Origin of the sequence: uncultured Bifidobacterium sp., assembly GCF_959020155.1 — a bacterium.
Classification (GTDB): domain Bacteria; phylum Actinomycetota; class Actinomycetes; order Actinomycetales; family Bifidobacteriaceae; genus Bifidobacterium.
In genome coordinates this window covers 70,309-91,379 of sequence record NZ_CAUERC010000002.1, presented here as the reverse complement: position 1 = coordinate 91,379, position 21,071 = coordinate 70,309, and the positions used below count along the sequence as shown (strand labels likewise).

Genomic DNA, 21,071 nt, shown 5'->3' with positions numbered 1-21,071 from the left:
GCGGGCGTGGCGAGCGGGTAGACTTGCGGGTATGAGAATCGCACGTTTTACGCATAATGATGTACCGCAGTACGCCTTCGTTCAGACCGACAAGAACGACGGCAAGGACTATCTCGTGGCCTTGAACGGCTATCCGCTGTCCGGCCAGGCCGTCGAGCCGACCGGCGAGCGCTATCCGGTGGATGGTGACGGCATTCGTTTGCTGGCTCCGGTGATTCCGTCGAAGGTGTACGGTTTGGCGAAGAATTATGAGGCGCATGCGCAGTTCATGCATGAGGCCGGTCATTCCGATATCAAGCATGCGCCGGAGGATATGGTGATTTTTACCAAGCCGAGCACGTCGGTGATTGGTCCGGATGATCCGATTGTGATTCCGCTGTGTTCGAATGATATGAATTTCGAGCCGGAGTTGGCTGTGGTGATGGGTCGTATCGCCAAGAATGTGCCGGTGGAGCAGGCCATGGATTATGTGCTGGGTTTCACGTGCGTGAATGATGTGACGTTGCGTGATCTGCAGGGTCTTGATCCGACGTGGACGCGTGCGAAGGGTTTTGATACGGCGTGCCCGTTGGGTCCGTGGATTGTGACGCGTGACGATGTGGATTGGAAGGATGCGAAGATTTCCTTCACGCTCAACGGTGAGGATGTGCCGATGGCGTCGGGTACCACGGCGAATCTGATTCACGGCATTCCTGAGCAGATCGCGGCGATTACGAGTTTCACCACGCTGCTGCCGGGCGATGTGATTATGACGGGTACGCCGAACGCGTCGGGTCATCTGGATCCGGGTGACGAGGCGATCGTGCACGTCGAGGGCATCGGCGATCTGCGCAACGTGGTGGTGCGCGGCTGATTTTCGGCTTGCTGGCGGATTTTGGATTAGGCGGGTTTGCAACGTTTCGTGATTTCGTTACGTTACTGCCCGCCTTTTTCGTATGTATTGCGATTGCCGGTGAGCGCTGGTGATTGTCGGTGACTGCCGTCCTGTGTCGAAAGACGGTTTTGAGAAACACAAAAAGTTGAGTGTGTGGGACTCAAGTTTTGGGAATATAATGGCGATGAAGTCGGTTGAGCATATCAGACAACGACATATGCGTCCGAACGCCGGCCCGGTAGCGAAGGCCGGGCGGCCGGGCGCGAACCATGGAGGATGATATGGAACAGAAGTTCACGCAGATGGCGCAGGAAGCGCTTTCGGACGCCGTTCAGAACGCGGCGGCGCTGGGCAATCCGCAGGTAGACACCCTGCACCTGCTGGACGCGATGCTGCGTCAGGAAAACAGCATGGCCCGCGCGCTCATCGAAGCGGCAGGCGGCAACGCGCAAAACGTGAGCGCCGAAGTGCATCAGGCGATGCAATCGCTGCCGAGCGCCAGCGGATCGACCACAACGCAGCCGGACGTCAGCAGGCAGCTGTCGGCGGTGCTATCGCAAGCCGAAAAAGAAATGCAACGGAGGGGAGACGAGTACGTCACCGTCGACCTCATGCTGGTCGCAATCGCGGCCGCGAAACCTAATCAAAGCGCGGACATCTTGGAAAAGAACGGTCTTACCGCGGATAAGCTGCGTAACGCCCTGACCGCCGCGCGCGGCAGCGACCGCAAGGTGACCAGCGCCGACGCGGAAGGCTCGTACAAGGCTTTGGAGAAGTACTCCACCGATTTGACGGCCGCCGCGAAGGAAGGCAAGCTCGACCCGGTGATCGGCCGCGACCAGGAAATCCGCCGCGTCATCCAGATCCTGTCCCGCCGTACCAAGAACAATCCTGTGCTGATCGGCGAGCCTGGCGTCGGCAAAACCGCCGTCGTCGAAGGCCTGGCGCAGCGCATCGTCGCCGGCGACGTGCCGACCACCCTGCAGAACAAGAAGCTTATCTCGCTTGACCTGGGCTCCATGGTGGCTGGTTCCAAGTACCGTGGCGAATTCGAGGAACGTCTGAAGAGCGTGCTTGAGGAGATCAAGAAGGCCGACGGGCAGATCATCACCTTCATCGACGAGATCCACACCATCGTCGGCGCGGGCGCGGCCGAAGGCTCCATGGACGCGGGCAATATGCTCAAGCCCATGCTGGCCCGTGGCGAACTGCGCCTGATCGGCGCCACCACACTGGACGAATACCGTGAGAACATCGAAAAGGATCCGGCGCTCGAACGTCGTTTCCAGCAGGTGTTCGTCGGCGAGCCGAGCGTGGAGGACACCGTCGCCATCCTGCGCGGCATCGCGCCGAAGTATGAGGCCCACCACAAGGTGACCATCGGCGACGACGCGCTGGTCGCGGCGGCAACCCTGTCGAACCGCTACATTTCCGGACGCCAGCTGCCGGACAAGGCCATCGATCTGGTGGACGAGGCCGCAGCGCACCTGCGCATGGAACTCGACTCCTCGCCTGAGGAAATCGACGAACTGCGCCGCCAGGTGGACCGTCTCAAGATGGAGAAGTCGTACCTGCTGGGCAATCCGAAGAACGACAAGGCCGCGGAAAAGGCCGAAGCGGAACTGGACGACAGCGCCAAGGACCGTCTCGCCGATTTGAACCAGGAAATCGCCGACAAAAGCGAAAAGCTCAACGGGCTGAAAGCGCGTTGGGACGCCGAAAAGAACGGCCACAACCGTATCGGCGACCTGCGCAAGAAGCTCGACGAGCTGCGTACGCAAGCCGAAAAGTACGAGCGCGAAGGCGACCTGGCGAAATCGTCAGCCATCAACTACGGCGAAATCCCGGCCATCCAGAAGGAAATCGCCCAAGCCGAGAAGAACGAGGCGGAATCGGGCGGAGCCGACAATGCCAACGCCGACGTGCCGATGGTCCCCGACCGCGTCGACGCCGACTCCATCGCCGAAATCGTCTCCGACTGGACCGGCATCCCCGTGGGCCGTCTTATGCAGGGCGAAAACGAGAAGCTCCTGCACATGGAGGAGTACCTCGGCAAGCGCGTGATCGGCCAGAAGGAAGCCATCCAAGCGGTTTCCGACGCCGTGCGTCGCTCGCGTGCCGGCATCTCCGACCCGAACCGTCCGACCGGATCGTTCCTGTTCCTCGGCCCCACCGGCGTGGGCAAGACCGAACTGGCCAAGGCGCTCGCCGACTTCCTATTCGATGACGAGAAGGCCATGGTGCGCATCGACATGAGCGAATACATGGAGAAGGCCTCCGTGTCCCGCCTGATCGGAGCCGCGCCGGGCTACATCGGCTACGAAGAGGGTGGCCAGCTTACCGAAGCCGTGCGTCGCCGTCCGTATTCGGTGGTGCTGTTCGACGAGGTGGAGAAGGCCAATCCGGAAGTCTTCGACGTGCTGCTGCAGGTGCTTGACGACGGTCGCCTGACCGACGGCCAGGGCAGGACCGTGGACTTCAAGAACACGATTCTGATCATGACCTCCAACCTGGGCTCGCAGTTCCTCGTCAATCCCGACATGGACGCGGACGCCAAGAAGAAGGCCGTGATGGACGCCGTGCACATGCAGTTCAAGCCGGAATTCATCAACCGTCTGGACGAACTGGTCATGTTCCACCCGCTGACCCGCGAGGAGCTCGGCGGCATCGTGGACATTCAGGTCGCGCAGGTGTCCGCACGTCTGACCGACCGCCGCATCACGCTCGACGTGACCGATTCGGCGCGCGAATGGCTTGCCAACACCGGTTACGATCCGGCGTACGGCGCACGTCCGCTGCGTCGCCTGGTGCAGACCGAAGTCGGCGACCAGCTTGCCCGCATGCTGCTGGCCGGCGAAGTGCACGACGGCGACACCGTGCTGGTGGACCAGACCGGCGGCGACCACCTGGAGCTGTCCGCGTGGGCCGCGGACCAGCTGGAGGATATGGGCGAGGAGAAGACGGACGATTCCGCCGACGTCCCGAACCCGGCTGAGTGACGATTATCGATTGGTTACCTGTCGGTCGTAAGCCTGCAATACCAGGCCTGCGACCGACAGCACGGTCGAACCGAGCAGTATGGCGATCGCCAGCTTCGGTTGCATGCCGAACGCCAGCCACAACGCGCACGTCCACACCGCGACCACCATCGTCACCGACGTGGTGATCTGCAGCACGCGTGCGCGGATCGCATGACCTACCACAGCGCGGAAGAGCAATTCTTCCGCGCTTTTTTCTTGCGTTGGCTCAGGGGATTTCGCTTGAGATCGCGCCGATTCTGTTGATTCTGTTGACTGTGCCGATTGCGCCTTTTCTGTTTCTGCCGTCTGCTGCGCGGTCATCGCGTGTTGCCGGACAAGCGTGCCAGCCAGCGAAAGCGTCGCGACCACGCCGACGAACGCGAAATACGGATCGCGCGAGCCGGCCGGGAAAATCCACGACACCACGCACAGCAGCAGGCTGTACGCGTAAACAATCGCCATGCCAAGCGAAACCAGCGAATCGCCGTTCGGACGCCGCCGCTGCAATGCGGGCAGGCCGCGGTGGTGAATCGGCGCCGCGCAATAGAACATGACCGGCGTGATGACGATGGCGTGCGGCCACGGATTCGTCAGCCATCCCGGCATGGCGATTTTGGCCAGCGCCAGTAATGTGATGACGAACGTTGGAATGGTCAGGATAAGCGCGATGACGAGGCGCTTGCCGAGGTGGTCGGTGGGTTGTCCGTCGATGTCGGATGCCGATTCGCCGTCTGCCGTCACTTTGCCGTCTATCGTCACTCCACCGTCGGTTGTGTGGGATGGGTCGGCAAATCCGCCGTCCGTCCGCAGCGGAATCGCCTGGCGTGCGTCCGAGCTTGGAAACAGCCGCAACAACGCCCAGGTGGCGATGGATGCGGCCACAATCGACACGGCCGCCAAAAACAGATCGAATCCCATAATGTCCCTTCGTGTTGGGCTGATGCATTTCGCGTTCGGCTGATTTCAGCATAGTGCACGGTTGTGTGGCATGCGGTCGGTCTTGCGAATGAATGTGGATGCGTGGATTGATGTGTTCCTGATGACGTGATACCATCGAACGTATGTTCGATAATCCTGTGTTTGTAGTGATATTGCTGGTGATCGTGGCCGCGCTCGGAGCGGCTGCGGGCTTCTTCGCGGGCCGTGCCAAAGGGCAGGATATGGCCCGTGGCGCGAAGGAATCCGACCTGAACGAGGCGAAGGCGCAGATCGAGGCGGACAAACAGGACATCAGCAATCTCAACGCGGCTGTTGTGCAATACCGTACGCAGGCGGAAGGATTCAGCCAGCAGCTGACGTATCTCAAATCGCAATTGGCACAGGCCCAGCGTGCCGAGGAAATGCGCGTGGAACGTGAACGGCAGCGTGCCGCCGAAGAAGCGAACCGTCGTCAAGCCGAAAGCGAACGGAAACTGCAGGAGCAAAGCAAGGTGCTCTCCGCACTGGCTCCGGTGCAGAAGAACCTCGACGCCCTGCAGACGAAGGTCGCGCAAATCGAAGAGGGCCGCAAGCATGAGATGGGCGTGCTCGGCGAACAGCTCAAAGGTCTTGGCGAACAGCAGGCGCGATTGGATCGCGAGACGAGCGCCCTATCATCGGCATTGCGCAACAACAAGGTGCGTGGCGCGTGGGGCGAGGCGCAGCTGCGCAACATCGTGGAATCGGCGGGTCTGTTGGAACATGTCGATTTCGACACCCAAGTTGTGGTCACCGACGCCGATGGACATACGCAACGGCCGGATATGATCATCCACATGCCGGGCGGCAAAACCATTCCGATCGACGCGAAAGCGCCATACGCCGACTACCAGCGCGCATGCGAGATTCCAGACACCGCCTCACCGGAGGAACTGGCCCGCAAGAACGAGCTGCTGCATTCCCATGCCAAAGCGGTACGAGACCATGTGAAGACCCTGGGAGACAAAGCCTACTGGAACGCGTTCAGCGATGCTCCGGATTTCGTGATCGCGTTCATCCCCAACGAATCGTTGCTGCAGGCCGCATTGGAAACCGACCCGACACTGATGGACGACGCATTCGCGCAGAAAGTCGCGCTGACCTCGCCGATCACCCTATGGGCGGTGCTCAAATCCGTGGCATACGCATGGCAGCAGCAAAGCCTGACCGATGACGCGAAAATGCTGTTCGACCTGTCCCGAGAGCTGTACGAACGGTTTGCAGTATTGGGGGAGCGGGCCACCAAACTGGGTTCCGCCATCACCAAAACGGTCGGCGCATACAACTCGTTCGCCGCGTCGCTCGAATCGCGCGTGCTGGTCACCGCGCGCAAACTGCAACGCGTCGACCAGAGCAAGGTCATCGGCACCGTCGACATGATCGCGCCCGAAAAAGGGGATATCCGCGAGTTGTCCGCTCCCGAGACCAACGCCGAATGACCATGTTTATCGCTCATAAATCACCCATACCGCACGGTGAATGACGAGCCGAAAGGATAGGCTGGAACCATGACCGAAGAGAACACTTTCCGCAAGACGACACCGGTTCCGACGCATGATTCCGCTGCGGGCCAGTCTGTTTCCGCTTCGACGGAATCCACCGTCGATTTCGCCATGCTCGAACCTCGCGACCAGCTCAAGACGCTGCTGCAGGCCGAAATGAAGGACAAGCCTTTCTCGGAACTCTCCTCCGTGCTGTTCGACCATCGTGGAGCCTCCATCGTCGGCCATATCCTGCTCGACACGTTGGAGGAAGCCGGCTATTCCGTCGACGATTTCGACACGGTCGGCGCATTGACCGCCGCGGCCGTGCCGCTGGTCTCCGCCATGATCCAGGCCGCCGCCTCCCGTGGTGAGGATTTGGACGGTTTCGTCATGGACTTCGTCTATCCGTCCATCAAGGGTCCGTCGATTGCCGGCAAACGCGTGGTGCTGATCGACTCCTGGCTGTCTGAAAAATCGTATGTGCAGACCTCATCGCTGGTCACCCTGCGCAACGGCAACGAGCTGAGCCTCGACTTCTCCGTGGTGGAGAACGAAGGCGCCAAAGTGCTGGCCGTTGCCTCGCTGATCGGCGGTGTCGACATGGTCGACCCGACCATCAAGGTCATCAACCCGGTCACTTCGGAGGAATCCGAACTGCCGTTCGTCGAAGTGTTCAAGGAATCCGAACTCCACTGAACACCGAGTTTCCCGCCGACCGACCGCAAACATATCTGCCGTTGACGTCGTCGAATGTGCGATGACAAGCATGATGATGCATGCGGATGCGCGGGCCTTTGACATATTTGTATTGCTGTTCCTATGAAGGGGAGAACGTGCACGATCCCAATCCCATCGATGTTGCCGCACAGGCATCCGGCGAACCGACGTTCCGCGAGGTCGGCGTAGGACCGTGGTCGCAAACCCATCCAGGCGAACCACGCCCGGACGATGCGTCATCCCCCAATTACGACATCCGCTTCGACTCCACCCTGCTCGACGAAGGCGACCGCCGCAACGTGCTCGACCGCTACCGCTACTGGACGGTCGCGGCCATCAAAGCCGACCTGGACTCCCGCGGGCGCCACGATTTCGAAGTCGCCGCGGAGAACTGGACCCACGATTTCAACATCGGCTCCATGGTGCGCACCGCCAACGCGTTCCAAGCGCGCCGCGTGCACATCGTCGGCCCGCACAAATGGAATCGCAAGGGCGCGCTCATGACGGAGCTGTACCAGCACGTCGAAAACCATCCATCCATAACGGAACTCGTCGAATGCTGGAAACTGCGCATCGCCGGCGAAATCGCCGCCGCCCAATCGCAAGCCGCCGCCATCGCCTTCCATATGCGTGGCTCCGCAGCCGCGACGGACGGCGCTTCCGGCACTGCCCCGAACACAAGCGAAACCATGGCCCAACTGGAAGCCTTGGACGCGAAAATAGCAGAACTGCAAGCCGCCCGCGTCATCGCGCTCGACATCATTCCCGGCGCGGTGCCCATGGAAACCTACCATTTCCCCAAACGCTGCCTCATGCTTTTCGGCGCGGAAGGCCCGGGCCTGTCCGAAAAAGCGCTCGAACTGGCCGATGACGTGGTCTACATCTCCCAATTCGGCTCGGTCCGTTCCATCAACGCCGGCGCCGCCGCCGCGGTCTCCATGCACGCCTGGATCGCCCAGCACGCCGCGCCGCAAGCCTGATCGCGCCATCGGCACGCGGCAAGAAAAGCCGTCGAACGTTGCTGTACCGGAAAGATGACCAGGTGTCCAACAATTGGGTTGCGAAATGGAAGGCAACGTCCGCGGCTGGGTTGCGAACGGGGCACGAAATAGGGCACACGCTCGTCACACAGACGCGTTACTGTTAGGGTCATGCCTACTTTCACCAAAGAAGAAATCGTGCATTTGGGCGATCTGGCCCGAATCGCACTCACGGACGAGGAAATCACCCGTCTGCAGGGCGATCTGAACGTCATCGCCGAATCCATCAACAAGGTCCAGGAAGTCGCCACCGACGACGTGGAACCGACCGCGAACCCGGTCCCGCTGGAAGCCTACCTGCGTCCGGACGTCCCCGAGACCCCGCTGACCCAGGCCGAAGCCACCGCAGGCGCCCCGGTCTCCGAGGCCGGCATGTTCGTCGCACCGCGCATTCTGGGACAGGAGTGATATGAGCACCACCGAACTCGTCAAGCTTTCCGCCGCCGAGATGGCGGCCAAGATCAAGGCCAAGGAAGTTTCCAGCCGTGAGCTGGTCGAAGCCCACCTTGCGGTCATCGAATCCGCCGAACCGAGCGTCAAGGCCTTCCTAAAGGTCTCCGCCGACCAGGCCCTCGAACAGGCCGACGCCTTCGACGCCAAGTCCGATGAGGACAAGGCGCAGATGCCGGAACTCGCCGGCGTGCCAATCGCCATCAAGGACATGATCGTCACCAAGGGCATCGAAACCACCGCAGCCTCCAAGATCCTCGAAGGCTGGGTGCCGCCGTACGACGCCACCGTCATCGAGAAGCTCAAGGCCGCGGGCATGCCGCTGTTGGGCAAGACCAACCTCGATGAATTCGCGCAAGGCTCCTCCACCGAGCACTCCGCCTACCAGACCACCCACAATCCGTGGGATACCGAGCGCGTGCCGGGCGGTTCCGGCGGCGGTTCCGCAGCCGCAGTGGCCGCATTCGAAGCTCCGCTCGCCCTGGGTACCGACACCGGCGGCTCCATCCGCCAGCCGGGCTCGCTGACCGGTACCGTCGGCGTCAAGCCGACCTACGGCGGCGTCTCCCGTTTCGGCGCGATCGCCATGGCCTCCTCGCTCGACCAGATCGGCCCGTGCTCCCGTACGGTGCTCGACTCGGCCCTGCTGCAGGAAGTGATCGGCGGACACGACAAGCGCGATTCCACCTCCATTCCGGAAGGCCCGCGTCCGATGGTCGCCGCAGCCCGCGAAGGCATGAAGCGCGATCTGAAGGGCCTCAAGGTCGGCCTGATCAAGGAGCTCGGCGGCGAAGGCTTCCAGCCGGGCGTCATGGCCCGCTTCAACGAAGGCGTCAAGAAGCTTGAGGAAATGGGCGCGGAGGTCATCGAAGTGTCCCTGCCGCACCTGCCGTACTCCCTCGGCGCCTACTACATCATCATGCCGTCCGAGGTCAGCTCCAACCTGGCCCGTTACGATGGCATGCGCTACGGCCTGCGCGTCATGCCGCCGGCAGGCGTTCCGCAGACCGCCGCCAACATGATGGCCTACACCCGTGAGGCCGGCTTCGGCGACGAAGTCAAGCGTCGTATCGTCCTCGGCACCTACGCCCTGTCCGCCGGCTACTACGATGCCTGGTACGGCTCCGCGCAGAAAGTCCGCACCCTGATCATCGACGACTTCAAGAAGGCCTTCGAAAAGGTCGACGTGCTCGTCGGCCCGACCAGCCCGGTCACCGCGTTCAAGTTCGGCGAGAAGACCGAGGACCCGATGGCCATGTACGCCATCGACATCACCACCATTCCGGCCAACCTCGCCGGCGTGCCGGCAATGAGCATCCCGGCCGGCCTGAGCGACGACGGCCTGCCGGTCGGCTTCCAGTTCCTCGCCCCGCAGCAGCGCGACGAGGTCATGTACAAGCCCGCCGCCGCTCTCGAAGCGGCCCTCGAGGAAAGCTGGAACGGCCCGATCTGGCAGTCCCTGAAGACCCCGTGGCTCGACGGACTGGACAAGTAGGAAGCATCGGAGGAAAGAAAACAAAATGGCTGAAAAGTTGATGAAGTACGCCGATGCCGTCAAGAAGTTCGACCCGGTCATCGGTCTGGAAACCCACGTGGAGCTGTCCACCACCACGAAGCTGTTCTGCCCGGCCGAAGTCCACTTCGGCGGCGAGCCGAACACCCAGCTCACCCCGGTGAGCCTCGGCCTGCCGGGCTCCCTGCCGGTGGTCAACAAGACCGCCGTCGATTACGCGATCAAGCTGGGTCTCGCCCTGCACTGCGAAATCGCCGAATGGAGCCAGTTCGCCCGTAAGAACTACTTCTACCCGGACATGCCGCGCGATTACCAGATCTCGCAGTATGACAAGCCGACCAACGGCAACGGCTACCTCGACGTGGAGCTTGAGGACGGCACCATCTTCCGTGTGCCGATCGAGCGCGCCCACATCGAAGACGACGCCGGCAAGAACACCCACGTCGGTGGCGCTGACGGCCGTATCGAAGGCGCCGACCACTCGCTGGTCGACTACAACCGCGCCGGCGTGCCGCTGATCGAAATCGTGACCAAGCCGATCGAAGGCGCAGGAGACCGCGCCCCCGAAATCGCAGGCGCCTACATGCGCGCCATCCGCGACATCGTGCGTGCGCTGAACATCTCCCATGCCCGCATGGAGCAGGGCAACATGCGCGCCGACGTGAACGTGTCGCTGCGCAACAGCCCGTCCGATCCGTTCGGCACCCGTTCCGAAACCAAGAACGTGAACTCGTTCCGTGGCATCGAGAAGACTATCCAGTACGAGATCCGCCGCCAGGCCGCCATCCTTTCCGAAGGCGGCGAGATTCTGCAGGAGACCCGCCACTGGGACGAGGCCTCGCAGACCACCGCCGGCGGCCGCGTGAAGTCCGACGCCGACGACTACCGCTACTTCCCGGATCCGGATCTGGTGATGCTGCACATCACCAAGGAGCACATCGAGGAGATGAAGGCCCAGATGCCGGAAATGCCTCGTGAGCGCCGCAACCGCCTGAAGGGCGAGTGGGGCTTCAACGATCTGGAGATGCGCGACGTGCTCAACGCCGACGCTCTGGACCTGCTCGAGGACACCGTCAAGGCCGGCGCTTCCGCCTCGGGCGCCAAGAAGTGGTGGCTGGGCGAGCTGTCCCGCGAAGCCAACAACAAGGGCGTGAGCCTTGAAGAGCTGCCGATCACCCCGGCCGACGTCGCCGAGGTCGAGAAGCTCATCGCCGACGGCAAGCTCAACGACAAGCTCGCCAAGCAGACCGTCGCAGGCGTGCTCGCCGGCGAAGGCACTCCGGACGAGGTCGTCAAGAAGCACGGCTTCCAGGTCGTTTCCGACGACGGCGCGCTCGAAAAGGCCGTCGACGAGGCACTCGCGGCCAACCCGGACATCGTCGAGAAGCTCAAGAGCGGCAACATGAAGCCGATGGGCGCGATCATCGGCGCCGTCATGCGCGCCACCCGCGGCCAGGCCGACGCGAAGGCCGTCACCAAGATCGTGATGGGCAAGATCAAGTGACATTCCGGCGATTGCCGAACGTTGCCTGATTGATGGCATCGAAAGGCGTGCGTTTTTGCGATGAGAGGAATCGTAAAAACGCACGCCTTTCTGCATTTTGTTGCTTTTTATCTGCTTTTACATGCCTTTTCGTACGATTCACGCGTCGGCTGGGGAGGTTTCACAGGGATTTTGCCTAACAAAACTCCCAGCTGGCGTTCAGTCGGGTACAATACCGTCGGTATGGGTGCGGCGAGGGACCGCGCCGAGAAACATAGGGAACGATAATCATGTCAGAGTACGCTGAAACCACAGCGAAGGAACAGACGACGGACCAGCGGGCGAGGGAGCTGCCGGAACGCATCGTCATTCCGCCCATCAAGGGCGAGATGGTGCACTTGCGCCCCGCCACCATCGACGACATCGCACGCATGGAGGTCATTGAGGCGTACGTCGGCGCATCCGGCATCACCGGCAAGGACCGCGTGGCCGAACGTGGCGCTGTGAACGCGTGGGTGCGTCGTTCCGTGGCATGGTCCAATGGCGAAAAATCGAACGAATCCGGCGTGGGGGATCCGGAATCTCGTCGTACCATCGCATGGTCCATCGTCACCGAAGCCGACCATGACGGCGACGGCGAGCTTGACGCGGCCTCTTCCGACAACGTGATCGGCATGATCTTCCTCATCGACATCGACGGCTGGGCACGTTCCGCCCGCATCCAAGTGGTGCTCGGCAAGGACTACCGCGGCCGCGGCTACTCGCGAGACATCATGCCCCGCGTGATGACGTACGGCTTCGCGCCGGAACCGGCGGGCCTCGGCATGCACCGCATTTGGGTGGCCGTGCCGGAACAGAACACGCGTTCCGTATCCGTCTACCAGTCGCTCGGCTTCGTGCCGTCCGGCCGTTCGCGCGATGCACTGTGGAACGCGTCGGAGAACCGTTACCAGGACCTCATCGTCATGGACACGCTCGTCGACGAATTCGACCCGATCCGCTCGCTCGACGCGTTCGGCATGCACGTGATCGAAGACAATCCGGGCGTCAAGGAGGCGTTGAGCGCCCGCGAACACTCGATCGCCATCCAACTCAACTCCGTACATAAGGGCGATGCGGACGATGCCGCAGCGGCAGGCCAGAGTGGAGACACGGCGCAGACCTCCGCCGACGAGACGTCTGCCGCGCCATCGCAGGAATCGCAGCCGAACGAAGCATCCGGAACGGCGAAGACGGACCGGAAGGCCGGCGATGCCGACAACAACTGGCCGTACAGCTCGGATGAGCGCAAAACCTCGAAGGATGCTTGGTGGCGCACGCTTGGACGTGGCCGCAAGCGCGACACGGAAGGCAGACGATGAGCGCCGAGGACCTCGACAACTACGAAACCGACGCCGAGCTGTCCCTATACAAGGAATACCGCGACGTCATCAAACTGTTCACCTACGTTGTGGAGACCGAGCGCCGCTTCTATCTGGCCAACAAGGTCGATTTCAACGTGCGTTCCGCCGGCCAGGACGTCTACTTCGACGTGCGGCTGACCGACGCGTGGGTGTGGGACGTCTACCGTTCCAGCCGTTTCGTCAAGAACGTGCGCATCGTCACGTTCAAGGACGTGAACGTCGAGGAAGTGCAGAAAACCGATATCGACATTCCCGACAGCATGTAGCGGACCTACGGAAAACCAGTCTTCGGCGGAAGCCGTACGGCTGGTTTTCCTTCTATCAGGGCGATTGCTGTCGGACTTGGCGGTGATTTTGTGTGCATGCGCACAGGTGCGCTGTGCGTTTCCCTACCTTCGGGTAGAATATCTTCGATTTTGTTTGTAAGGAGACTTCAAAGTGACGCAAAAGCAATCCGTGGTCATCATCGGTGGCGGCCCTGCCGGCCTGACTGCCGCTTGGGAGCTCGTCAAGGACGGTGGCTCCGAACAGTACGACGTGACCGTGCTGGAAGCCACCCGCGAATTCGGCGGCATCTCCCGCACCGTCAAGCATGACGGCAATCGTATGGATATCGGCGGCCACCGCTTCTTCTCGAAGGACGACCGCATCATGGACTGGTGGAAGGACGTTCTGCCGCTGCAGGGCGCACCCAGCTATGATGACAAGAAGCTCCACCGCGAGCATGATATGGAGCCGGGCGGCCCGGATCCGGAAATCGAAGACAAGGTGATGCTCAAGCGCCACCGCGTGTCCCGCATCTACTGGAACCGCCACTTCCTCGACTACCCGATTTCCCTGAGCGCCAACACCCTGAAGGCCATGGGCTTCAAGCTCACCATGGTCGCCGGCTTCAGCTACCTGAAGTCCATGGTGCACAAGCTGCCGGAAACCAACCTGGAGAACTTCTACATCAACCGTTTCGGCCGTAAGCTCTACTCCATGTTCTTCGAGGGCTACACCGAGAAGCTGTGGGGCCGTCACCCGTCCGAAATCTCCGCCGACTGGGGCGCACAGCGCGTCAAGGGCCTGAGCATCATGGGCGTGCTGAAGAACGCCTTCCAGAAGCTCCTGCCGAAGAAGCGCGACAACTCCGAAGTCGAAACCTCCCTCATCGAGGAATTCTGGTATCCGAAGCTCGGCCCGGGCCAGCTGTGGGAAACCGTCGAATCCAACTGCGAAGCCGCCGGCGTGAAGGTCATCACCGACGCCAATGTGGTGGAAATTCGCCAGAAGGACGGCAAGATCGCATCCGTCGTGTACGAGGATTCCGAAGGCAACCGCACCGAAATGGCCGCGGACGACTTCATTTCTTCCATGCCGGTCAAGGACCTTGTCAACGCCGTGGACGCCTCCGACCAGCCGGCTCCGAAGGATATGACCGAAATCGCCAACGGCCTGCCGTACCGCGATTTCGTCACCGTCGGCCTGCTCGTCAAGCACCTGCGCCTGACCAACACCACCGACATTCCGACCCTCGGCAACCCGCCGATCGTGCCGGATTGTTGGATTTACGTGCAGGATCCGGGCTACAAGGTCGGCCGTCTGCAGATCTTCAACAACTGGAGCCCGTACCTGGTCAAGGACGTGGACGACACCGTGTGGATCGGTCTCGAATACTTCTGCGAGGAAGGCGACTCCTTCTGGAACATGACCGACGAGGAAGCCACCAAGTTCGCCATCCAGGAGCTCACCCGCATGCAGGTCATCAACGGCCCGCAGGACGTGCTCGACTCCCACCGCGAACGCGTCAAGAAGGCTTACCCGGCCTACTTCGACACCTACGACCGCATGCCCGAACTCGTCGACTACCTCGACTCCTTCGGCAACCTGTACTGCGTTGGCCGTAACGGACAGCACCGTTACAACAACATGGACCACTCCATGGCCACCGCCATCGAAGCCGTCAAGGACATCAAGAGCGGCGAAACGTCGAAAGACAACGTGTGGTCGGTCAACACTGACAAGTCCTACCACGAAGAAAAGTAGAAAAATAAATAACGCGTGCGCATACGCCCTTTCTCCGGCGCTCGACGTACCTTTGTACGCCTTCGGCCTCAGACGGGCGTCTTCGCACGCGTTATTTATTTTTCGCAGCGTAACTTTGATCAAGCCCATGCTTTTTGGCATGGGCTTTTTCATTGCGATTTTTATTGCGATTGCGCGGTGCGCGAACCGCACGGGCGGACCGCGCGTGCCCGCTTTGCGTTGGTCTGGGTTGCGTTGTATGGTTAGGACAGTTCGAAAACCGCGATGTTTCGCGGCGGACTTTTCATTCGACGGAAATTTTCCGCAATTCTTTTTTGCAGCTGTCGCGGGCGCATGCCTGTGGAAGCCAAGGAAAGGCAACTACCAGTGGCAACAAGCCCTAATCTCGATGATATGAAACTGCCCGAGCTCAAGGAGCTCGCCAAGCAGATGGGACTTCGTGGTGTCTCCACCATGCGCAAGACCGAACTGATCGCAACACTTCAAGCCGCCCGTTCCGGCGGCCAGGCTCCGGCCGGCGTCACCGTGCGCGCGCCAAAGTCCGCTCCCGCCGCAGACGCTGAGGTCAAATCGGCAAAGGACAAGAAGGCCGATGAAGCCAAGCAGGAGGAACGCCCCGTCCGTGCCAAGCAGGCCAAGTCCGCGGAATCCTCCGAAGTCGCGGATGCCGTGGCAGCGGTGGACGCGTTGAAGCCGAACGATGAAGCGCCGAAGCGTCGTCGCCATCGTGACGCCGAAGCCGGCGCCGACCTGCTCGCCGAACTGGGCCTTGACGATGCCGCTCCGAAGCAGGATGACCGCCGTCGCCGTCGTGATGACGACCGTAGGGACGATTTCGAGCCGCGTCGCCGCCGTCGCGTGGCGGACGGGCCGAAGAGCGAAGACGTCGTGCGCGACCTTGATGACATCCTCGCCACGCTGCCGTCGCAGGAAGACGCCGACGATGATAAGCGTCGCGACGAGACCGAAGACAACGAATACCGTCACAGCCGTGGACGCAACGATCGCCGTGGCCGCCGTATGCGTGGCCGTGACCGCGATTACGACGAGCGTGACGAGCGTCGCGGCAGGGGCGATCGCAATGATCGCAACGACCGTAACGATCGCGCCGACCGCATGGACCGCAACGCCGACCGCGACCAGCGCAACGATCGTATGGATCGCGCCGACCGCGACCAGCATCGCGACGAGCCGAAGGAAGACCTCGTGCCGGTCGCCGGCATCGTCGACGTGCTCGACTCCTACGCGTTCGTGCGTACGTCCGGCTACCTGCCGGGACCGAACGACGTGTATGTCTCCATGGGCCAGGTCAAGAAGTACGGCCTGCGCAAAGGCGACGCCGTGCACGGCTCCATCCGCGCCCCGCGTGAAGGCGAACGTCGCAACCAGCGTCAGAAGTTCGTGCCGCTGCAGTCCATCGACTCCATCAACGGCATGAGCGTCGAGGAAGCGCAGCATCGTCCGCAGTTCAGCAAGCTCACCCCGCTGTATCCGCAGGAACGCCTGAAGCAGGAGACCACGCCGAACAAGCTCACCGGCCGCCTCATCGACATCGTGGCGCCGATCGGCAAGGGCCAGCGTGGCCTGATCGTGTCTCCGCCGAAGGCCGGCAAGACCATCACCCTGCAGAACATCGCCAACGCGATCGCCACCAACAATCCGGAAGTCCACCTGATGGTCGTCCTCGTGGACGAACGTCCGGAGGAAGTCACCGACATGGAACGCACGGTGCAGGGCGAGGTCATCTCCTCCACCTTCGACCGTCCGGCCTCCGACCACACCACCGTCGCCGAACTGGCCATCGAACGCGCCAAGCGTCTCGTGGAGCTCGGCCAGGACGTGGTGGTGCTGCTCGACTCCATGACCCGTCTGGCCCGCGCCTACAACATCGCCGCGCCGGCCTCCGGCCGCATCCTGTCCGGTGGTGTGGACGCGCAGGCGCTGTACCCGCCGAAGAAGTTCTTCGGCGCCGCCCGCAACATCGAAAACGGCGGCTCCCTGACCATCATCTCCTCCGCGCTGGTGGAAACCGGTTCCAAGATGGACGAGGTGATCTTCGAGGAATTCAAGGGCACCGGCAACATGGAACTGCGCCTGAGCCGTGAGCTCGCCGACAAGCGCCTGTTCCCGGCCATCGACGTGAACGCCTCCGGCACCCGCCGCGAGGAGCTCATCACCGATCCGCAGGAACTGCCGATCATCTACCGTCTGCGTCGCCTGCTGGGCGGCCTCGAGCCGGAACAGGCCTACCAGACGCTCGTGCCACGCCTGAAGAAGACAGCGACCAACCGCGATTTCATGGCGTCGCTCATCCAGCAGAGCGGCAACGCCACCAACGGCAACTGAGTCGTCGGCTGCAAGCGAATCTGAAGGTTTGAGGGGCTGCATGGCAATCGCCGTGTAGCCCCTTTCCTATGTGTACGTTTCGATGAATTTCGTGAAATTGGCCACTTTTTGGACAACGTTGTCAATTAAAAAATAGGTAAAAATACGACGAGAAAAGATAAATGGGAAAAATATATATGGTCGATATGGGGGTATGAGCTAAATAAAACAAAGATATTTCATGACAGCGTTGCGCCGTCCGGATAAACTGCGGCGATTCCGCGACGGTATGTGCGCGGTAGTGGGTATGGTAAGGAAGAAAAAGAACATGGAACTGCAGTGGGGACGGTCGATTGCGGCCGGTGCAGTGGATTGTTGGAAAAGGGGTATGGATGACCAACAGTGACAATGGTCCGGTAGACGCACGTACGGTTGCGAGCCAGCTCGACGCGACCGATGGCGTAATCCTCGACATGCTTGAAAAGGATGGCCGAGCCACGCTGTCCCACCTTTCCGAGGCGACAGGCCTGTCCGTGTCCGCCGTGCAGTCGCGCGTGCAGAAGCTTGAGCGTCGCGGCGTGATCCGCGGCTACAAGGCGGTTATCGACGACGAGCGCCGCGGCCTTGCGGTGAACGCCTACATCGCGGTCACGCCCATCGATTACTCCCAGGAAGCCGAGATTCCAGACAAGCTCAAAAACATCGACGGCATCATGTCCTGCGATTCCGTCGCCGGTTCGCCCAGCTTCATGCTCACCGTTCGCGTCGAATCGCCCAGCAAGCTCGAAGAGCTGTTGAACCTCATCCATCGCACGGTGTCGGTCAGCACCGAAACCACCATCGTGCTGCAGCGTTACTTCGCGAAGTGACCGCTGTTCGGCAGATGCCGCGGTAGGGTGCGCGGTAGGCTTATACCCATGAGCGACAGCGAACATGACTGGCTTCGGCCAGAAGAAGAAACCGAATCCGAAACCATCATCGACGCGCGCACCGCGCAGAACAACCCCGAAGTGGCCGATGTGGTGGCTAAAATCGCCTCGCTGCGCCAATCGATAGACAACGTCGACACCGCCATCGTCTCGCTGCTGGCGGAACGGTTCAAATACACGTCGCAGGTGGGTGTGCTCAAGGCGCGTGCGGGCTTCGCGCCGGCCGATTACCAGCGTGAACATGCCCAGATCGAGCGTCTGCATCGCATTGCCGACGAAGCCGGACTGGATCCGGAAATCGCCGAAATGTACCGCGAATTCGTGGTGACCGAGGCCAAGCGCCGCCACAAGCGCATCGCCGAAAACGGGGGAGACCCGGGCGTACTCGACGTTTTCGCCTGAGCCGTCCGTTTTCCGCGCGCCCCGCGCGAACGTCCATTGCCGACGGGCATGCCGGGCACTACATTAAATGCCTTGGAAAGTTGTTTCGATTGCGATTGAGAGGTCCGGCATGCGCCACGCCACCGCGAACCGTCCATCCGGTGCCCGACGCCCGCTTGCCGCGGCGATCGCGGTCGCCGTCATCACCGCCGCTCCCGTCGCGGCAGTCGGCGTGAACGACGCGATATCGGCCTTGCAACAGAATGGGCAGTACGCGGCCGATGCATCGCATGATGACGTGATGAGCGCCTACACCTCCATCGACAAACCAGGCCGCCTTTTCCTGACCAACAGCGGATCCTCCACGTCGAAACGCGTTCCCAAAGGCGTTGTCGCATTGCCGTGGAAAATATCCGCCTCCTTCACCCTCAACGGGCCCGACGTAAGCGTTTCCGACGTTTCCGGCGCTTCCGGCATGATCGGCATACGCATCGCCCTGCATGCCACGAAACCCGACGTGACCGCCAATCTGACGCCAATCGTCGCCTTCACCATTCCCGGACGCGTCGGCAGTGACGTGACCGCCGATGACGGCGTGCTCGTCTCATCCGACAACACCTCGACCCTGGTGGCTGCGGTCGGCAAACCGGGCGAGGACCTGACCTTCAACGCCTACGTGACGGCGAAGCACTTCACCATGAGCTCACTGTCCATCGCCGCGGTGGAAGGCAACGTTCAGCAATCACTGCCTGACCTGACCAAGCGCGCAACCACCTTGGTGGACGGTCTGACCAACGTCGGCTCGCAACGCAACCGCAAGCTCATCGCCCAACTGGAACAGCTCAGAGACAACGAGAAAGCGCTTGCCAAACAGACCATCGCCGTACGTTCCAAAGCGCACGATCAGGCGTTCGACGGCTACATCGACGCGTACGTGGGCTCATACACCACGCATCTGTCCGGTTCGATCGGCAACGCCACACAGCTTCCCGCCATTCTCGGCACCGCGTCCGAACTGAACGGCGATACCTCCGTAGCTAAATCCGTGGCAGACCTGGCCAACGCCGTCAACGACGTGAGCGCCGCATACCGGCATATCGGCGCGGCCGACGCCGTCGACGAAGTGATTCGCACCATCGAACAGCGCGGCACATCCGGCTTGGTGAACGAGCTCACCAAGCGCGCCGGCGAGGAACAACAGCGCGGCTCCAAAGACTACAGTGCCGGCCAATCGCAGCTGTCCGCGGCCATGATCCCGTATTCGATGGATTTCACCGACGCATACACGGCTCGGCTTAAGGAACTGGGCGCCACCGCAGGCACGGCTGGCAGCTACGAAACCCAGGCGATCGCCGACGTGCGTGCCGGCATCAAAGACAATGAGAAGCTCAAAACCGCGTCCGACAAGGTGTCCGCGGCGATGACCGCGTTGGCGGACGCCAGCGAGCACACCGGACAGGCCAGCGCATTCCACCAGATCGTGCTGCGATTCGCCGACCAGCTGGATTCGGATGACGACACGTCCGAATCGGGCGCTGCCGATGACGCTTCTGTGCCGGACACGTTGCGTTCCGCCTCCGCCAGCCAATCGTTGTGCGCGAAAGCCGAGAAACGGCGGTCCCGTGCGCAACGCAAGGCCGAACGCGCGCAGGCGAAGAACAACACCGCCGATTCGACCAGCTTGGTCGATGACAAGAACGCCATCAGCATGGATGATGTGATGAGCTACGCGGGCGGACTACGCCCGTCGTTCGGCGCCGCAGCGGACACCACGTCGAAGAATGTGGCGAAAGTCGGGGGAGTGGACGGCTCTTCGAAGAACAGCGGTGGCGATTCGTCCGACGGTTCGGCGGATTCGTCCGCCAGCTCGCTACCAATTACCGGCTATGGCTTGGCGAAAACCGGTTTCACGCCGGATAATGGCGATTTGATTGACGAGACGGTCGAATTGGCCGCCGCTGCGGAAGTTTTCGACGATGCGCTGCAGGCCGGATTGGGTGGGAACGGTTCCGGAAATTCGTCCGCTGGCCCGCAGTACCTCCTGTCCGTTCCGGTGCTGTAGAGCACGCGGTTGGTGCGATGCACTAAATCCGATAGTGCTCCGTCGCTTACGTGGTACGTTTCGGGGTTTTGATTGCGATTTCCGCCTCCGCTTGTGCATTCGTTGAGATTACGCCCATAAAAACCATTTTTTCGCGTACGGGTTTGTGCGCAGGGGCAGGAATGTACGCTGAGAACAGCCGAGAACGGGATAAGGACGGTTCTATGCGCGCACGTCTTGCGATTTAGGGCGATTCTGCACGGACGTGGGCAAAAGGGGATATGATTTCGACCGTTTTGCCTGCGATTTATACCCCTTTTCGCTCACGAAAGCATTTTTCCCGCGATTTTGACTGAATATGAGCAAAAGGGGGCACGGTTAGTTGCAGACAGTGACGGGATATACGAGGGGCCTCTCCTTCATGCA

The 21,071-nt window shown here is 61.4% G+C and carries 16 protein-coding genes; 15 read left to right on the top strand and 1 reads right to left on the bottom strand.

Going from position 1 to position 21,071, the window contains the following annotated elements; genetic code table 11:
- The first annotated feature begins 31 nt into the window (after positions 1 to 31).
- Both Q5H31_RS01080 and clpB read left to right on the top strand, forming a co-directional pair.
- The gene (locus tag Q5H31_RS01080; protein ID WP_003810077.1) at positions 32 to 853 is read left to right on the top strand and encodes a fumarylacetoacetate hydrolase family protein; all 822 of its coding nucleotides are present in this window, start codon (positions 32 to 34) and stop codon (positions 851 to 853) included.
- A gap of 302 nt (positions 854 to 1,155) precedes the next feature.
- Positions 1,156 to 3,873 carry an ATP-dependent chaperone ClpB gene (gene clpB / locus Q5H31_RS01075; protein ID WP_034984503.1) on the top strand — a complete coding sequence of 906 codons (2,718 nt, stop codon included), beginning with the start codon at positions 1,156 to 1,158 and terminating at the stop codon, positions 3,871 to 3,873.
- A 3-nt stretch (positions 3,874 to 3,876) separates the two neighbouring features.
- Here the strand turns inward: clpB and Q5H31_RS01070 are convergent, their stop codons facing one another.
- Complete coding sequence (locus Q5H31_RS01070) at positions 3,877 to 4,776, bottom strand: ATPase P (RefSeq protein WP_253275366.1); 900 nt, start codon at positions 4,774 to 4,776, stop codon at positions 3,877 to 3,879.
- Between the two features lie 179 nt (positions 4,777 to 4,955).
- Here Q5H31_RS01070 and rmuC point away from each other — a divergent pair, with 179 nt between their 5' ends.
- The 13 genes from rmuC (at position 4,956) to Q5H31_RS01005 (ending at position 20,666) form a co-directional block, all read left to right on the top strand.
- Entirely contained in the window at positions 4,956 to 6,290 is a 1,335-nt protein-coding gene (gene rmuC / locus Q5H31_RS01065; RefSeq protein WP_302457388.1) for a DNA recombination protein RmuC, read from the top strand.
- 69 nt (positions 6,291 to 6,359) lie between these two features.
- Complete coding sequence (locus tag Q5H31_RS01060) at positions 6,360 to 7,031, top strand: orotate phosphoribosyltransferase (protein ID WP_117836994.1); 672 nt, start codon at positions 6,360 to 6,362, stop codon at positions 7,029 to 7,031.
- Positions 7,032 to 7,168: 137 nt separating this feature from the next.
- Positions 7,169 to 8,032, top strand: a complete 864-nt coding sequence (locus Q5H31_RS01055) for a TrmH family RNA methyltransferase (RefSeq protein ID WP_038445115.1) — start codon at positions 7,169 to 7,171, stop codon at positions 8,030 to 8,032.
- Between the two features lie 171 nt (positions 8,033 to 8,203).
- Positions 8,204 to 8,500 carry an Asp-tRNA(Asn)/Glu-tRNA(Gln) amidotransferase subunit GatC gene (gene gatC / locus Q5H31_RS01050; RefSeq protein ID WP_011743747.1) on the top strand — a complete coding sequence of 99 codons (297 nt, stop codon included), beginning with the start codon at positions 8,204 to 8,206 and terminating at the stop codon, positions 8,498 to 8,500.
- A 1-nt stretch (position 8,501) separates the two neighbouring features.
- The gene (gene gatA, locus Q5H31_RS01045) at positions 8,502 to 10,037 is read left to right on the top strand and encodes an Asp-tRNA(Asn)/Glu-tRNA(Gln) amidotransferase subunit GatA (RefSeq protein ID WP_039775849.1); all 1,536 of its coding nucleotides are present in this window, start codon (positions 8,502 to 8,504) and stop codon (positions 10,035 to 10,037) included.
- A 25-nt stretch (positions 10,038 to 10,062) separates the two neighbouring features.
- The gene (gene gatB, locus Q5H31_RS01040; RefSeq protein ID WP_011743745.1) at positions 10,063 to 11,559 is read left to right on the top strand and encodes an Asp-tRNA(Asn)/Glu-tRNA(Gln) amidotransferase subunit GatB; all 1,497 of its coding nucleotides are present in this window, start codon (positions 10,063 to 10,065) and stop codon (positions 11,557 to 11,559) included.
- Positions 11,560 to 11,828: 269 nt separating this feature from the next.
- Positions 11,829 to 12,899, top strand: a complete 1,071-nt coding sequence (locus tag Q5H31_RS01035; RefSeq protein WP_302457387.1) for a GNAT family N-acetyltransferase — start codon at positions 11,829 to 11,831, stop codon at positions 12,897 to 12,899.
- A complete protein-coding gene (locus Q5H31_RS01030; protein ID WP_021913485.1) occupies positions 12,896 to 13,207 on the top strand; it encodes a DUF2469 domain-containing protein in 312 nt (103 codons plus the stop codon). The genes Q5H31_RS01035 and Q5H31_RS01030 overlap by 4 nt, the downstream gene beginning before the upstream one ends.
- 172 nt (positions 13,208 to 13,379) lie before the next feature.
- Positions 13,380 to 14,969: an NAD(P)/FAD-dependent oxidoreductase gene (locus Q5H31_RS01025; RefSeq protein ID WP_302457386.1), complete on the top strand. Its 1,590-nt coding sequence runs from the start codon at positions 13,380 to 13,382 to the stop codon at positions 14,967 to 14,969.
- A 366-nt stretch (positions 14,970 to 15,335) separates the two neighbouring features.
- On the top strand, positions 15,336 to 17,315 hold the full coding sequence (gene rho / locus Q5H31_RS01020; RefSeq protein WP_033499968.1) for a transcription termination factor Rho: 1,980 nt from the start codon (positions 15,336 to 15,338) through the stop codon (positions 17,313 to 17,315).
- A 371-nt stretch (positions 17,316 to 17,686) separates the two neighbouring features.
- The gene (locus Q5H31_RS01015) at positions 17,687 to 18,163 is read left to right on the top strand and encodes an Lrp/AsnC family transcriptional regulator (RefSeq protein WP_003810036.1); all 477 of its coding nucleotides are present in this window, start codon (positions 17,687 to 17,689) and stop codon (positions 18,161 to 18,163) included.
- Positions 18,164 to 18,211: 48 nt separating this feature from the next.
- The gene (locus tag Q5H31_RS01010) at positions 18,212 to 18,625 is read left to right on the top strand and encodes a chorismate mutase (protein WP_011743741.1); all 414 of its coding nucleotides are present in this window, start codon (positions 18,212 to 18,214) and stop codon (positions 18,623 to 18,625) included.
- 67 nt (positions 18,626 to 18,692) lie between these two features.
- Positions 18,693 to 20,666 carry a hypothetical protein gene (locus Q5H31_RS01005; RefSeq protein WP_270319046.1) on the top strand — a complete coding sequence of 658 codons (1,974 nt, stop codon included), beginning with the start codon at positions 18,693 to 18,695 and terminating at the stop codon, positions 20,664 to 20,666.
- The last annotated feature ends 405 nt before the right edge of the window (positions 20,667 to 21,071 follow it).